Here is a 13016-nt window from a genome sequence, read left to right as displayed (position 1 = left end):
GTGTGAAAAAGTTGGTCGAAGTTGTCTCCGTCACCAAAAAAGGGCAAGCCACCATCCCCAAACGCCTACGCCAAAAATACGGCATAAAAGACAAGGTAGTCTTTGAAGAAGACGCATGCGGACTTGTGCTTAAGCCGCTGCCTTCCCCCACCGACGACTTCGGCTCCCTAAAGCCCCTGGCCAAGGGAAAAACGGCGCGGCAACTGCTGGCGGAAGCACGCAAAGAAGAAACCAAAACCGACAAGGAGAGGGAGAAGCGGGTTGGACCGGTTGGCGTTTGACTCTGAGGCAATTTTGGCTTTTTACTTGGGCGAGGCAGGCGGAGAAACCGTCCGTGACCTGCTGCAGAAAATCCAAAACGGCGAAGCAGAAGGCTACATGAACCTGCTGAACTTGGCCGAAATCTGCTATATCCTGTGCCGTTTGGATCCTGCGTTGGCGGAGGAGAAACAGCGCAACTTGCGGCTCTACGGACTAAAAATCGTGCCCATCGCAGACAACGGGTTGTGGCGCGAAGCCGCCCAAATCAAAAGCAAACACGCCATGTCACTGGCAGATGCCTTCGCCGTGGCAACTGCCCAAGCATGTAACGCGACTTTGGTGGTGGGCAGAGACGAAGAATTCAATGGCATTGACGTGCAGTTGATGAGAATCCGTTAATTGTGATTTTTCGACTAGAGCATTTTAGTGAAGTCAGTGTACACTTTTTTGCGGTGCCCAACAAAGAGCACAATTACACTGTTTTGGGCGGAGTCTATCTCGTAGATGGCGCGGAAGTCGCCTTTTCGGGTGCTCCAAAAATCTGTGGGATGCAGCGGTTTTCCAGCTTTCCATGGGTCAGCGGCAACGTCGGCAAGCGCCTCCTTGATGTGGGTTTTGTTGGTTTCGTCAAGTTTTTTCAGAGCCTTGGACGCAGTGGGGTGCAGCAGGACCCTGAAAACCACGCTTCTAGACTTCCTCTAAGGGAACCCGCTTTTCGGGGTGCGTTTTTGCTTCTTGGCTGCGTTTGTTGAGCATTTGGTAGAATTGGCGGGTTTTTTCGCGTTCTTCGTAGAGGGAGATTATGGTTTTTATGGCGTCGCTGCGGCTTTTGAATTTGCCTTCGGCTACCCAGGTGTCAATTTCGGCGACCATCTTTTCGGGGAGCCTGAGTTGAACTTGAGCCATCAAATGTCACCGTAAACAGTACTGTTTACACATCACTTAAACCTTTTCTCAAAACCCAAAATTGCTATACCTTACACGCTTGAGTTACGCTTTTTAGGCAATAGCACCACTCTACGTCTCATGCGCAAAACCCTAATTGTCATCGCCTTCATGCTCCCATGGTCCGCCTTAACCGCCGTGGCGCTTCTGTTTGGCTTCACCTACAACTGGCCCGACTTCGTACACGTCGACTACGGTTTGCCGTTAACGTGGGCAACAAACACGTTAAGCACCTTCGCTGAACCCGCCAACGCGTGGAGCGTAGACATCTCCGCGTTGGCTGTGGACTTAGTTTTTTGGCTGGGCATAATGACTGCTGCCGTAGCTGTGCTGCTTTACAAACTCAAGCCCTAAACTGGCACGTTAGGTTTTTTGGCTGTTTTCCGCCGTTTAGCCTTCGCCTTTGTGGCTTTGACGGGCTTTGGTGCCTCTTCCACGGCTTCTTCGCCCAGCGTGAGGGCTTTCTTCTTTAGCGTCTGTAGTTTTTTGATTTCCGAAAAATCCGGTTTTGCCTCCGTGATGAGGGCGTCCACAAGTTCTCCCAGCGCCAGTTGAAGGTTTTTTATCTCCTGCTGCATGTCCTCCATTTGGGCGGCAACTTTTTCTGGGTCAGATTTAGCCACAACGCATTCCCACTTCCTGTTTGTTGCCCATCGGTTATAAGCCTTAAGCCAGAAACCGAAACGTACCCGGGTGGGAACAGAAAACCTTTATCCCTGCACCTGCCCTTCTAAGGTACCGTGGAGGCTGCACAGTGCCCCGACATTTCCGACCTGATGTGATGTATCAGAAAGCCCGCAAACTTGCCCAGTCTGGACGCGTGGAGTTTCTTGGCAACGGCGCCTACAACGTCATCGGAGACCACGGCACCTACACGGTTGTGGAGGATTACACGGGAAAACTCAGCTGTAACTGTCAGGGTTTTCTGACCAAAAGCCGATGCAGCCACATCGCGGCGGTGGAGCTTTTGGGGAAGCGGCATCGAATTGCCCGAAGCCACTAAGCCGCAGGTGCTGCCATTTAGGTGGTTAAAAAGGGTTGGGGGTTGACTTCGTGGTTGCTATACGCGTACCACTACTTTTTGAGCATATTTTTGCATGTTTTCTGCAAAGCCGTCGATAACCTCTGGGGCATATGGTCTTAAGGCTTGGAAACTCTTATCCAAGGTGTCTTGGGGTATGAACTGTTGCAGTGCAACGGTTGAGGCGCCTTTGACCACTTCGCCGATGTCTTCCATGTCCTCTGCCGTGATTAGGTCTGGAACAACTGTGGTGCGAAACTCGTAGGCGACTTTGCCGGCTTTGAGCATTTCCACTGCCCGCATCAGTCCAACTGTATCGGATGCGCCCAGCCGCGTGTACTTCTTGGGGGATGTTTTCACATCTAACGCCACATAATCCACGTTGCCCAGGCATTCCTCCAAAGTTTCAGGGAAAAAGCCGTTCGTGTCCAGCTTCACCAAGAACCCCCGCTCCTTTAGTTTTGCCAGAAACCGGGGCAGTTCTTTGTGCATGCAGGGTTCGCCGCCTGTGACGACAACAGCGTCAACGTATTTTTTCCGTGTTTCCAGCAGCTCCACGGCGGTTGCTTCCTGCAGAAACGGCGGCTGGGGGTCTACCGCTATGCGCCAGTTGTGGCAGAATCCACATCGCAGGTTGCATCCGGGAGTAAAAAGAACGGAGGCGATTTTGTCGGGGTAATCAATGAGGCTTACTTTTTGTAGTCCGCTAAACTTCATTTGTGCAGTCACTCATTAGGCGGTTATGGTTGGTGCAACCATGACCATGGATTTATCAAAGGTTTTTCGTATTGAGAATTCTGCTTGTTTGCCGTCGTTCCATTGGTCTACGGGTCTGAGGTAGCCTACGACGCGGCTGTAGACTTCGCTGTTTGCTCCGCAGAGGGGGCACTGTTTGTGTTCGCCGCTTACGTAGCCGTGGTTGGGGCAGACGCTGAAGGTTGGGGTCAACGTGAAGTAGGGTAGCCGACTGTTGTTGGAGACTTTTTTGATGAGTTCAGCGGCTGACTTCCAGGAGTGTAGCCGCTCGCCCAGGAATATGTGAAAGACGGTGCCTCCTGTGTAGAGGGGTTGTAGCTGTTCTTGATTTTCCAGTGCTTCAAAGAGGTCTCCGTTAAAGTCTACGGGTAGTTGGCTGCTGTTGGTGTAGAAGGGTTCTGCATTGTTGGCGACAACTTGGTGTTGGTTTGCGAAGATGATGTTGGGATATCTGCGTTTATCTATACGTGCTAATCGGTAGGCGGTGCCTTCGGCGGGGGTGGCTTCAAGGTTGTAGATGTCGCCTGTTTCTTCTTGGAACGTTAAGAGTTTTTTGCGCATGAACTCGATGGTTTTAACTGCGAATTCTAAGCCTTCTTTGGAGCTGATGTTTTGTCCCAGCAGGTTCACTAAGGATTCGTTGATGCCCACTATGCCGATGGTGGAGAAGTGGTTTTTCCAGTAGCGGTCGTATTTTGCTTTGACGTGGCGTAGGTAGCGGCGGCTGTAGGGGTAGAGGCCACTTTCTGTGAAGGCTTCTAGTGTTTTGCGTTTGATTTCTAGGCTGGCGCGGGCTATGTCCATGACGCGTTCTATACGTTCAAAGTATTCGTCTTCGTTTTTGGAGAGGTAGCCAATTCTGGGCATGTTGAGGGTGACGACGCCGATGCTGCCTGTGAGGGGGTTTGCGCCAAAGAAGCCTCCGCCGCGTTTGCGTAGTTCGCGGTTGTCTATGCGTAGGCGGCAGCACATGCTGCGAACGTCTTCGGGTTTCATGTCGCTGTTGACGAAGTTGCTGAAGTAGGGGACGCCGTATTTGGCGGTGACTTCAAAGATTTTTTGGGCTACGTTGGAGTCCCAGTCGAAATCTTTGGTTATGTTGTAGGTTGGGATGGGGAAGGTGAAGACTCTGCCTTTGGCGTCACCTTGTGCCATGACGTTGGCGAAGGCAATGTTGAACATTTCCATTTCTTTGGTCATGTCGCCGTAGGTGTCTTGGGTAATTTTTCCGTTGAACATTATGCCTTCGTTTTTCATGAAGTCAGGGACAGTTAAGTCCAATGTTAGGTTGGTGAATGGGGTTTGGAAGCCGACTCTGGTGGGTACGTTCATGTTGAAGAAGAATTCCTGTAGTCCCTGCTCCACCTCTTTTTGTGACAAGTGGTCATACCGTATGAAAGGCGCTAAGTAAGTGTCAAAATTACTAAATGCTTGTGCCCCAGCGGCTTCGCCCTGTAGGGTGTAGAAGAAGTTCACAACTTGCCCCAATGCGGTTCGAAAGTGTTTTGCGGGTTTGCTCTCGATTTTTCCTGCAACACCGCCAAATCCTGACATGAGCAGGTCGCTTATGTCCCAACCTACGCAGTAGGGTCCCAGAACGCCTAAATCGTGAACGTGGATGTCGCCTGCAAAGTGTGCTTCGGCTATGTTTTCAGGGTAAATGCGGCTTATCCAGTACTTTGCGATGACGGTGGAGGATAAGTAGTTGTTTAAACCCTGAAGTGAGTAGCTCATGTTGCTGTTTTCTTTAACCCGCCAATCCTCTACCTCTAAGTATTGGTCGACAAGGTCTGCGGAGCTTAGAAGTGCAGCAAGTTCACGCATATCTTGGTGCTGTTTGCGGTACAAGATGTAGGCTTTGGCGGTTTGGGCATGACCGTGTTCGATAAGCATTTTTTCAACTATATCTTGAATTTCTTCTACGGTGGGGCAACCGTCTTCCCCGAATCGGCTGTTCAATTCAGCCATAACTTGGGCGCTGATTTCTTTTGCTTGTTTGCGGTCTCTTCCGCCAACGGCTTTAGCAGCTTTCCAGACGGCTGTTGTAATACGCTCTTGATCGAAAGGTTCTAGTTTTCCATCACGTTTTCTAACATACTTCATTCTTTTTTCACCTCAAGAAGTAACCGCCTGAAATCTTCAGGCTCCTCAAACTTCTTGTAAACCGACGCGAAACGAATGTAGGCGATGCGGTCTAAGTCTTTGAGGTACTTCATTACTAAATCTCCAATTTCATGCGACGAAACTTCCTCTTTGCCCTTTAACATTAAATCCTGCCGAACGCGCCCCGCTAACTGGTGGATTTGCTCCATTGTTACTGGCCGTTTTTCGCATGCTTTCTGCAGCCCGCGGATAATTTTGTTAGCGTCAAACCGTTCAAGGTTGGTGTCTTTTTTGCGGACCATCATTTCGATGGTTTCCACGTATTCATAGGTGGTGAACCGTTTGCCGCAACTGATGCATTCTTTTCTTCGGCGTGTAGTGTTTTCTGGGGAATCTCGTGTTTCCAGAGTTTTCGCTTCTGATCCGCAGTATGGACATTTCATTTTTCGGGCAGCCTGTGCCAATGTTTTCTCGTCGATAGTGTGCAGCCCACTACCATACACGCTATGTTTAGCGCGTATATAAGGTGTTTTTACAGTAATTTTACAATAGCCCCCTTGATATGCCTCTGAACATACCGTGGAAATACACAAAATTGCAGTAAACAAAAAATGCAGCAAACGGCTCTTTCGTGAAAATAGCCCCTAAAAACGCAATCTCCACAGAGCTTAACTTTTTCCTCTAAAACCCTGAATAAAACCCCAATTTACGCCGTAAACAGTAAAAAAACAAACTTTTTCCCACATTTTTTTCATACTTTCCCCCTAAGTGCCTCCTATGTTAACTCCAACGTCTTGGGAAAAAGGAGTTATATAAGCAAACCCTGTTCAGGAGTGTTTCTTGCTGCTTGCTTCGGCTTCTGAGTCCAGTTCTTGAACACGGGTTTGGATGAATTCGGCAACTTTTTCTTCATTGAACCGTTTTTCTTCGTTTTGTTTCTCAAGCTGCTCTCTGATGGTCTGCAATATTTTTTCCACATCAAACGGCTTCATAACGTACGCGTCGGCGCCTTTGTTAACTGCTCCCATTGCGTTTTGCAAGGTCGGGTACCCCGTAACGATGATTTTGCGCATCTTGGGTGTAGTTTTGCGCAGTTTAGGCAGCAACTCAATGCCTTCCATGTCGGGCAACCGTACATCTATCAGTGCCAAATTGAAGAAGGCGTTTTCGCTTTTCTCTATACCTTTCTTGGCTGTTTCTGCTGTGTCCACGACGTAGCCTTCGTCTTCTAAGATGGTTTGAAGCACTTTCCGTATGTTTTCGTCGTCGTCAACTATGAGGATTCTGGTTGGTTTATCCATATGTCTTAACTCCACGTTGTTGCGTAACGGGAATCTGTCTAACTGTGAGTGTGCTTTTGAAAAATAAAGGGCTTACGAATCTCAAATCCAGATTCAAAACCTACTTCGCAGCTACTGCCTTACACAGGAGCTGTTTAAAAAGTTCTGTCTAGCCATATCGATGTACGCGATGAATTCAAGCTGTTTAGTCGCCTCCATATTAAGGGGGCAACCAATTCCGGCGTAAAGATTTTTCATGATTAAAATTTCCAGATACTGCGAGCCTAAGCCGAAAATTTTTTCAAGTGCCCTCTGGAATTGTTCCAAGTTTTGCGGGATTTGGTTTCTGGTTACTTTGTAGTTGTGTTCGATGTGGAAGTAAATCGATTGCTTTGCTGATTCTCCTAATGATAGCAGGGCTCCATCTATAGAGTCCAGCAGAATTTTATTAAAGCCATCTGGTTTTGCAGCCATTTCGAACCCACGCTATTGCCTTGGAACTTTGCAGTTCAACAGCGAAGAGTACACCATTCTATGGTTATATTGTAATTTAAAGCTAATGAATCTTGGAGGTGCATTTTTTGCTCTATGTGTTGCACGTGTCGCCTACTTTTGTCCTTTATGTAAACTCTCCTTGACTAAACTTACCTCTTTGGCGTAATCCATAAACGCCATGCGTAATGTTTCACTTTCGCTGGTTCCCAGCCGCCTTGACAGTTCACACAGGATTTCCCGTTGCTCTTTGCTTAAAACGACCCGAACTACACATTTTCTAGCCACGACACACCACTACTTTACTTCAAGTTACCCTCCTGATGGTCACGCGTTGTCCCTTGCGCGCGTCAACAGAGGGTACAAGTCGCCTTTTGGGTTTCCCCGTATTTAATTGTGCTATCAGATATGTGAGGTTAAACAGAAATGCCCTGGGAAGAAACCGAACAATTCATCCGAAGCGGGCACCGTAGCCCCGACGAATTTGAACCCGACACGCTTAAAACAGTTCCCTTAAGCCAAGAAGAAGGCATCCACGCCGTAGTCGGCAAACCCAAAGGCAAGGACGCCCTGGAAATTCAAAGTTACCTTTTTGACAAAACCACCGGCTGGACCCTGCAAAAAGCCCAAATGTGGCTTGAGCAGCACCCACAGGTAACCCTTGCGGAACGGGGCAGAACCGTTTGGTTCCTTTCAATTCAGGAGAAAATCACCGAAAAACCCCTCCGCATACGAGGGGTTGCCTTAACGGCGGGCATGAGTCGGAACCTCAATTTTTACACGCCTGCCGAACTGCAGCGTTTTGCGGGCAAACTGGTGGATGCCCCCATGTACATCGAGCATGTGGCGGTGCCAAACGCCGTGGGAAAAGTCACCAAAGCCACCTGGGATGGGCAGAGGCTGCTGTATGAGGCGGAGGTTTTTGATGAAGAAACCGCCGACAAAATCCGCAAAGGACTCGTCAAGCATGTTAGCGTAGGCGCCGACTATGAAACTGTGGATTTACTCAGCGGCAAAGTTCCCCATGGCTTACACAACGCTGAAATCAGCCTCGTAGCCGTACCCGGCATCCCCGAAGCCAACATCCAAATCATGGAAAAACTTCACCTGCAAAACGCAGCCGAACCCTTAATCGGAGGAGAATACGTTTTGGGTTTCCTGCAACCTGACGCCGCAGCGTTTTTGCCTGAACATTTCAGCGTGGTTTGGCTGGACAGGGAAGGCGGCGTGTTGGCGCTCATGGGCAAGCTTCGTGGTCAGCCTGAGGTGCAGCGGACGATGGCGCTGTTTTTTGCCAAAGACAAGCTTTGGGACCAAACGCGGATTCAGGATTGGCTGCGGCTACACCCCGACTACTTAACCCCCACAGCATCCAACCCGCAAGCCCCTCCTGCGTCGGCTGAAACTAGCAGTGTGGAGAGCCTTTTTGCAAAGCCCCTTGAGCCTACCCTTCGAGTCAGCGAAGCCATTAAGCTCATGGAGCAGGTTTTGCCTTCGCCGCTGGTGCAGCGTAGCTGGAGTTTGGGTCCGCAGCGAATGTGTCAGGAGCTGCGCCGAGCGATTTTGAAGCTGCAAACCCGCCAAAATCACAGTCACATGGTGACCGCGAGTAGCTGAGGATGAACTTGGTGAAAACGAAAAACTGGAGAAGATGAAAAATATGACTGATTGCACAGGCAAAAGCTGGATGGCTATAGGCGAAACCGACGACCCCAACGCGGTTGTGGAGTCTTTTGAAGCCGCCGTGCAGGTGACCAAAGGTGACCCCGTCTATCTGAGCGCCGACCACAAGGTCAGCCCCGCTGCCGCCCCCCAAGAATGCATAGGCATAGCTGTTAAAGACGCCGCCACAGGCGTCCAATGCCCCGTTTTGACCCATGGTAGGGTTAAAGTGAAGGCAGGCGGAGCCATAACCCGCGGCAAAGCCGTTTACGGCGCAGACGCCTCCAAACGTGTCCTCATGCTGTCCGACCAAGCCGTCAACGAAAACGGAACCGCCACCTACACCATCTACTACAACCGCAAACTCGGCACCGCATTGGAAACCACCGCAGCCGCAAACGACCTGCTTTTTATCCGACTGTGAGGCAGATGGCATGAAACCGAAACTTTTTGAGTCTTTGATGCAGCGCGACGGCGAATTCAAAGAGCACGTGGAGAACCTGCGGCACAAGGCGGGTATGCATCCGTTTCTGAAGCGGTACTGCGAAGTCGGCGTTCGAGAGGGACTGTTCAGTGATTCGGTGGGCGCCGTGGGTCGGCTGCATGACACACTGGTGCAGGCGGCTTACCCTGAGATGATTGGCAGAAGCATAATCACCGTGCTGCCCACATCTGAGGCGATGGAGCGGTTCCCGCTGGAAGCTGACGCTGTGGCTTACCGCTATGCGGAAGGCGCCGCAGCCCGACTAAGCGGCAAGAAAAACACCAACGTGGATGTCTACACGAACGTGCTTGCGGAGTCCTCGGAAGAGTGGACCCGTGAGTTCCTCGAAGATGCCACCTGGAACGTTCTGGACCGTATGGTGGAGAAAGTCGGCAGAGCCTTAGGCGCCGAAGAAACTAACGCGGTTCTGGCGCTTTACGGCGCTGTCGCAGCGGGCGACTTGGCGGGTGGAGCAGCCATTGACCAGCAGAGCGCCGCGATGGATTGGACGGGGCTGGTGAAGCTGCATGAAGCGGTGCGGAAAGAAAACTGGAGCCCCACCGTTTTGGCAGTCAACGAGACCCAGCTGCATCAATTGCTCACCGACGACAAGTTTATCCATGCGCAGTATTTGCCCTCCGAGCAGACGAACTTGGAGCAGGGCAGCATCGGCAGCGTTTTGGGTATGCGGGTTTGCGCCAGCACTCTGGTCCCAAACGGGACGGCTTATGCGGTTGATACGCGGGTTGCGTCTGTGATGCTTCTGCGTCGGGACATAACGGTGGATGACTGGGAAGACATCAAAAACGGCAAGTACGGAGTCCGAGCCACCACCCGTTTTGGTGTGGGCGTCCTGCGAAGCAACGCCATCGCGAAAATGACCAACATAGCCACCTCCCTCACCGCACCAGAATAGCTTGAGGCGCCGCTGATGCCGCATCTTTTTCCCCTTTTTTCTCTAACCAAAATTTCAGGTGATGAGTATGAGACGTTTAGCTGAACGAATGCAGTTGGCAAAGACCGTTCTCCGAGAGCTGAGTAGGCAGCCGCTTTGCCGCACTGAACTGGAAAAACGCACGGTTCGCCGTTTCGGCACGCACGCCACCTTCGAGGGTATCTTTCGTTACTTGGTTCAGGGTGGCTACGTGGAGAAAAGCGGCAAAGAACACCGCGCTGCCTACATTATAACCGCGAAAGGAACCAAATTTTTGGAGGTCATTTAGTGAGCAAAATCCTAAAACGCTTAACTGAAGCTTTGCCCGTTAAAACCCGCAGTGGCTACGTGTTTCCCCAGCAATCCACCATTTACGAAACCCCCACTGTGCCTCTGTGCGAGGTCATGGCTCTTTACGAACGTGACCCTACCTGCAAGTCCAGTGTGGATTTGTTGGCGGCATCAGCGGTTGGTTCGGGCTTCTACACCACCGTAAACGACAGCTACGCGCAGGCAGCCGACGCCAAACGGGCAGTTGACGAATTCAACGAAGCCGTAAACCTAGACGCGTTGCTGGAGGATATGGCTCGGACGCTGATTGCCTGCGGCAACGACTTCTGGCTCAAACTTACCCCCCAAAACCTTATGGAATTGCGTAGGTTGCCTGTGGACGCGGTGGAGCGCATTGAGCAGCGGACTTTGGCGGATGCGGCAAGCAACCTGAAAGTCGCCTACAAAGTCGAAAGCTACAAGCTGCGGCACAAATATGGCGGCGAAAACCTTGCTCCCGAAGCGGTGATTCATTGGTGCATTAACCCGCTTGACCAGTCAGGCTACGGCACGGGCGTTTTGCAGGTGTTGCTGCATACGTTGACGTTGCATTCGGATAAGCGTCCAGCGTTTGCGTGGATGAAAGCCAAAATCGAACGCATCATGCCCAAGATTTTTGAAAAGTACGCGGGACCAGACGTGTTGGCGCTACTGGAACGCGCCGACGAGAACACGATTCGCAACTTTGAGAAAGCAATCAAGAACCGCGGCGAAGAAGGCGCTTGGCTCTTCTACAACGGCAAAGGCACCATCCAACCCGTGTCGCTGGACCCGCGAGCCCGCTTCGAATACTACGTAGACCACCTGATTAACCAGTTCTATTTGGGCTGTGAAACCCCTTTGCCCCGCTTGTTTAGCACACCCGGCTTCACCGAGGCTTCCGCGAAGGCGGCTCTGGAACTGCAGAACATGCTTATCCACCCCGTGCAGCGGTACATCAAGCGGCAAGTGGAACGCGAACTCTTTAGTGCGGTGCTTTCTCAGGCGGGTTTTGACCCCTCTAAAGCGCAGGTGCGGTTGCATTGGGGAACCCCCCAAACTAAAGAGGTTAATGTGGCGGATTTGTTGAGGGCGGCGGAGTTGAAGCTGATTCGGGAAGACGAGTTCCGCAAAAACGCTTTGAAGTTCGGGTGGGAACTGTGGATCCCCCAAGAGATGCAGGGCACGGAGGAAGCGTAGTGGGGGAGGTTGCCTACGGCAGATACGAAGAAGCCTACCGCGCCATCCACAGCGCCTTAAACGGTATCATGGCGCCTCCCTCAGGCAAACGCATCACTAAGCTGGCTTTCACGTGGAACGGCGACGGCAACGTTTCGGCGCTTTCAGCCTACGGCGGTGCGGAGTTGCTTTTCACTTTGACTTTTACTTGGAACGCCAACGGGACCTTAGCCAATGTGGAGCGGGCTTAAGGTGGTTGAGGCTTCAATCTATATGCGACAGCCCAACTGCTGTATGTCCGTATGAGGTTTGGACTGTGACGGGCACAATAACCTATGACTCCTCCGCAAATGCGGTCACGGCGGTAGGCGGCACCAGCAGCGTCCCCCTCGGATTCATAGACCTCTACAACGCTGATTTGGCTGGGGGCTGGGGCAAAATTCACCTGCAAGGTCAAAGCCAGTTTTTAATCGAATGCAAACTGGTCATCGGCGACGGAACCACCCCAACGTACTTTGCCAGCACTTTTCAGCAGCTATCGTTTGGGTCCAGCATTTTAACTGCCCATGGTCAAAGCCTAATTTTTGTCGCGTCAAACGCGATGGTTACTTTTGGCAGGTCCCTTGATGAGGCTGTCCATCAAACTGATCAAGGCGTCTGCTTTTCTTTGGCTCAATCAGCATACTACGGTGACGCAATCGTTAACAACGGCGGAGCCGTCAACGTTTATGGCTGTTTCTTCATAAACTCTGGCTCACAAAACATGCGGCTCAACGGAAACTCAGGCACTTTTAGGGTGTGGAACTCCATTATTTCCAGCGGAGTTGGGTTAGCAGGGACTGTTATTCCTTTTGGCTGCACTATTCTCGGCGTTTCAATCGCGTACCAAGCCCCGCCGGCTAACGTAACCGTCAGCAACATAAACATCTCGAAAGCCTACTACGCTTTTGCCCCCTACTTTGATGGGACCTACACCCTGATTAACTGGGATGTTGTGGTTCCTTTGGGTGCTTTAGTTTGGTTTTCGGCTGCCCGCACCTACACCATTAACATGGTCAACTGCTTAAGTACCGCTTGGACCTTTAACTACGGAACCGCCACGGCAACTGTCAACCGTCAATACGAACTAGACCTTGATACAACTCCAGGCGCTACTGTCGTGCTCACCGATAATGCGGGCCTGGAGGTTTTCCGCTGTGTCGCTGACGAAACCACGGGGGCTATTCCTACTCAAATTGTTACGCGTGGTTACTACAATCAGACGCATGGGGATGCCCTGCAAGATAAAGGTCCCCATATATTAACCATGAGCAAATCGGGTATGCAGACTCACACTGAAAGCCTTATGCTTACGCAGAAAACTCAACTGCAAATCAGCCTTTTGTCTGCAGCTTTGGACGGAACCGCAACCGCCGGCGATATAGCTGACGGCAAAACCGCTTACGTGTCTTCAACGGAGCAGAAGATAACTGGCACGTTGATTGGGCCCGCGGTCATGGTGGACGTTGCGTCTGGGCGCGCAGTGTTGAACTTGAACCGCAAAAAACTCAGCAGTCCCCCTGTTCTTTCTCTTTAGTTCTTTGGCAAAAT

General features: G+C 51.2%; 20 protein-coding genes. 11 read left to right on the top strand and 9 right to left on the bottom strand.

Features of this window, described 5'->3' with window-relative positions; translation table 11 throughout:
* Positions 1–11: 11 nt before the first annotated feature.
* Positions 12–281: an AbrB/MazE/SpoVT family DNA-binding domain-containing protein gene (locus ACBZ72_09485; GenBank protein ID XES76401.1), complete on the top strand. Its 270-nt coding sequence runs from the start codon at positions 12–14 to the stop codon at positions 279–281.
* A complete protein-coding gene (locus ACBZ72_09480; protein ID XES76400.1) occupies positions 262–660 on the top strand; it encodes a type II toxin-antitoxin system VapC family toxin in 399 nt (132 codons plus the stop codon). The genes ACBZ72_09485 and ACBZ72_09480 overlap by 20 nt, the downstream gene beginning before the upstream one ends.
* Positions 661–674: 14 nt before the next feature.
* On the opposite strand, the gene ACBZ72_09475 is transcribed toward ACBZ72_09480, so the two are convergent.
* Both ACBZ72_09475 and ACBZ72_09470 read right to left on the bottom strand, forming a co-directional pair.
* A complete protein-coding gene (locus tag ACBZ72_09475) occupies positions 675–944 on the bottom strand; it encodes a type II toxin-antitoxin system RelE/ParE family toxin (GenBank protein ID XES76399.1) in 270 nt (89 codons plus the stop codon).
* A 4-nt stretch (positions 945–948) separates the two neighbouring features.
* Complete coding sequence (locus ACBZ72_09470) at positions 949–1167, bottom strand: ribbon-helix-helix domain-containing protein (protein XES76398.1); 219 nt, start codon at positions 1165–1167, stop codon at positions 949–951.
* A gap of 120 nt (positions 1168–1287) precedes the next feature.
* Here ACBZ72_09470 and ACBZ72_09465 point away from each other — a divergent pair, with 120 nt between their 5' ends.
* A complete protein-coding gene (locus ACBZ72_09465; GenBank protein ID XES76397.1) occupies positions 1288–1560 on the top strand; it encodes a hypothetical protein in 273 nt (90 codons plus the stop codon).
* On the opposite strand, the gene ACBZ72_09460 is transcribed toward ACBZ72_09465, so the two are convergent.
* A complete protein-coding gene (locus tag ACBZ72_09460; GenBank protein XES76396.1) occupies positions 1557–1829 on the bottom strand; it encodes a hypothetical protein in 273 nt (90 codons plus the stop codon). The genes ACBZ72_09465 and ACBZ72_09460 overlap by 4 nt on opposite strands.
* Before the next feature lie 131 nt (positions 1830–1960).
* On the opposite strand from ACBZ72_09460, the gene ACBZ72_09455 reads away from it, so the two are divergent.
* Positions 1961–2209 carry an SWIM zinc finger family protein gene (locus tag ACBZ72_09455; protein XES76395.1) on the top strand — a complete coding sequence of 83 codons (249 nt, stop codon included), beginning with the start codon at positions 1961–1963 and terminating at the stop codon, positions 2207–2209.
* A gap of 57 nt (positions 2210–2266) precedes the next feature.
* Here ACBZ72_09455 and ACBZ72_09450 read toward each other — a convergent pair whose 3' ends face one another.
* The 6 genes from ACBZ72_09450 to ACBZ72_09425 form a co-directional block, all read right to left on the bottom strand.
* Complete coding sequence (locus ACBZ72_09450) at positions 2267–2944, bottom strand: anaerobic ribonucleoside-triphosphate reductase activating protein (GenBank protein ID XES76394.1); 678 nt, start codon at positions 2942–2944, stop codon at positions 2267–2269.
* A 15-nt stretch (positions 2945–2959) separates the two neighbouring features.
* Positions 2960–5086 carry a ribonucleoside triphosphate reductase gene (locus tag ACBZ72_09445; protein XES76393.1) on the bottom strand — a complete coding sequence of 709 codons (2127 nt, stop codon included), beginning with the start codon at positions 5084–5086 and terminating at the stop codon, positions 2960–2962.
* Positions 5083–5529, bottom strand: coding sequence for a transcriptional regulator NrdR (gene nrdR, locus ACBZ72_09440; protein ID XES76392.1), 447 nt, complete (start codon positions 5527–5529; stop codon positions 5083–5085). Before nrdR ends, ACBZ72_09445 begins: the two co-directional genes overlap by 4 nt.
* A gap of 384 nt (positions 5530–5913) precedes the next feature.
* On the bottom strand, positions 5914–6387 hold the full coding sequence (locus ACBZ72_09435) for a response regulator (protein ID XES76391.1): 474 nt from the start codon (positions 6385–6387) through the stop codon (positions 5914–5916).
* 111 nt (positions 6388–6498) lie between these two features.
* Complete coding sequence (locus tag ACBZ72_09430) at positions 6499–6840, bottom strand: hypothetical protein (GenBank protein ID XES76390.1); 342 nt, start codon at positions 6838–6840, stop codon at positions 6499–6501.
* A 132-nt stretch (positions 6841–6972) separates the two neighbouring features.
* Positions 6973–7146, bottom strand: a complete 174-nt coding sequence (locus tag ACBZ72_09425) for a hypothetical protein (GenBank protein XES76389.1) — start codon at positions 7144–7146, stop codon at positions 6973–6975.
* Positions 7147–7284: 138 nt separating this feature from the next.
* Here ACBZ72_09425 and ACBZ72_09420 point away from each other — a divergent pair, with 138 nt between their 5' ends.
* From ACBZ72_09420 to ACBZ72_09390, 7 genes are all read left to right on the top strand, one after another.
* Positions 7285–8475, top strand: a complete 1191-nt coding sequence (locus ACBZ72_09420; protein XES76388.1) for a hypothetical protein — start codon at positions 7285–7287, stop codon at positions 8473–8475.
* A 43-nt stretch (positions 8476–8518) separates the two neighbouring features.
* Entirely contained in the window at positions 8519–8944 is a 426-nt protein-coding gene (locus ACBZ72_09415; GenBank protein XES76387.1) for a DUF2190 family protein, read from the top strand.
* 10 nt (positions 8945–8954) lie between these two features.
* Positions 8955–9920: a phage major capsid protein gene (locus tag ACBZ72_09410; GenBank protein ID XES76386.1), complete on the top strand. Its 966-nt coding sequence runs from the start codon at positions 8955–8957 to the stop codon at positions 9918–9920.
* A gap of 67 nt (positions 9921–9987) precedes the next feature.
* Positions 9988–10227 carry a hypothetical protein gene (locus tag ACBZ72_09405; protein XES76385.1) on the top strand — a complete coding sequence of 80 codons (240 nt, stop codon included), beginning with the start codon at positions 9988–9990 and terminating at the stop codon, positions 10225–10227.
* Positions 10227–11447, top strand: a complete 1221-nt coding sequence (locus ACBZ72_09400; protein ID XES76384.1) for a hypothetical protein — start codon at positions 10227–10229, stop codon at positions 11445–11447. Before ACBZ72_09405 ends, ACBZ72_09400 begins: the two co-directional genes overlap by 1 nt.
* Entirely contained in the window at positions 11408–11677 is a 270-nt protein-coding gene (locus ACBZ72_09395) for a hypothetical protein (protein ID XES76383.1), read from the top strand. The genes ACBZ72_09400 and ACBZ72_09395 overlap by 40 nt, the downstream gene beginning before the upstream one ends.
* 5 nt (positions 11678–11682) lie before the next feature.
* Positions 11683–13002 (top strand): hypothetical protein, encoded by a 1320-nt coding sequence (locus ACBZ72_09390; protein ID XES76382.1) that lies wholly within the window; start codon positions 11683–11685, stop codon positions 13000–13002.
* The last annotated feature ends 14 nt before the right edge of the window (positions 13003–13016 follow it).

It is taken from the genome of Candidatus Bathyarchaeia archaeon (genome assembly GCA_041447175.1).
Classification (GTDB): Archaea; Thermoproteota; Bathyarchaeia; order Bathyarchaeales; family Bathycorpusculaceae; genus JADGNF01.
Note: the sequence above shows the minus strand (reverse complement) of the source record. Positions and strands in the feature narration are given on the sequence as shown.

What these genes read in the sequence shown, in the direction of transcription:
- ACBZ72_09470 (XES76398.1), bottom strand. Translation starts at nt 1,167, where the DNA reads ATGGCTCAAGTTCAACTCAGGCTCCCCGAAAAGATGGTCGCCGAAATT.
- ACBZ72_09465 (XES76397.1), top strand. Translation starts at nt 1,288, where the DNA reads ATGCGCAAAACCCTAATTGTCATCGCCTTCATGCTCCCATGGTCCGCC.
- ACBZ72_09450 (XES76394.1), bottom strand. Translation starts at nt 2,944, where the DNA reads ATGAAGTTTAGCGGACTACAAAAAGTAAGCCTCATTGATTACCCCGAC.
- ACBZ72_09445 (XES76393.1), bottom strand. Translation starts at nt 5,086, where the DNA reads ATGAAGTATGTTAGAAAACGTGATGGAAAACTAGAACCTTTCGATCAA.
- nrdR (XES76392.1), bottom strand. Translation starts at nt 5,529, where the DNA reads ATGAAATGTCCATACTGCGGATCAGAAGCGAAAACTCTGGAAACACGA.
- ACBZ72_09435 (XES76391.1), bottom strand. Translation starts at nt 6,387, where the DNA reads ATGGATAAACCAACCAGAATCCTCATAGTTGACGACGACGAAAACATA.
- ACBZ72_09430 (XES76390.1), bottom strand. Translation starts at nt 6,840, where the DNA reads ATGGCTGCAAAACCAGATGGCTTTAATAAAATTCTGCTGGACTCTATA.
- ACBZ72_09420 (XES76388.1), top strand. Translation starts at nt 7,285, where the DNA reads ATGCCCTGGGAAGAAACCGAACAATTCATCCGAAGCGGGCACCGTAGC.
- ACBZ72_09415 (XES76387.1), top strand. Translation starts at nt 8,519, where the DNA reads ATGACTGATTGCACAGGCAAAAGCTGGATGGCTATAGGCGAAACCGAC.
- ACBZ72_09410 (XES76386.1), top strand. Translation starts at nt 8,955, where the DNA reads ATGAAACCGAAACTTTTTGAGTCTTTGATGCAGCGCGACGGCGAATTC.
- ACBZ72_09405 (XES76385.1), top strand. Translation starts at nt 9,988, where the DNA reads ATGAGACGTTTAGCTGAACGAATGCAGTTGGCAAAGACCGTTCTCCGA.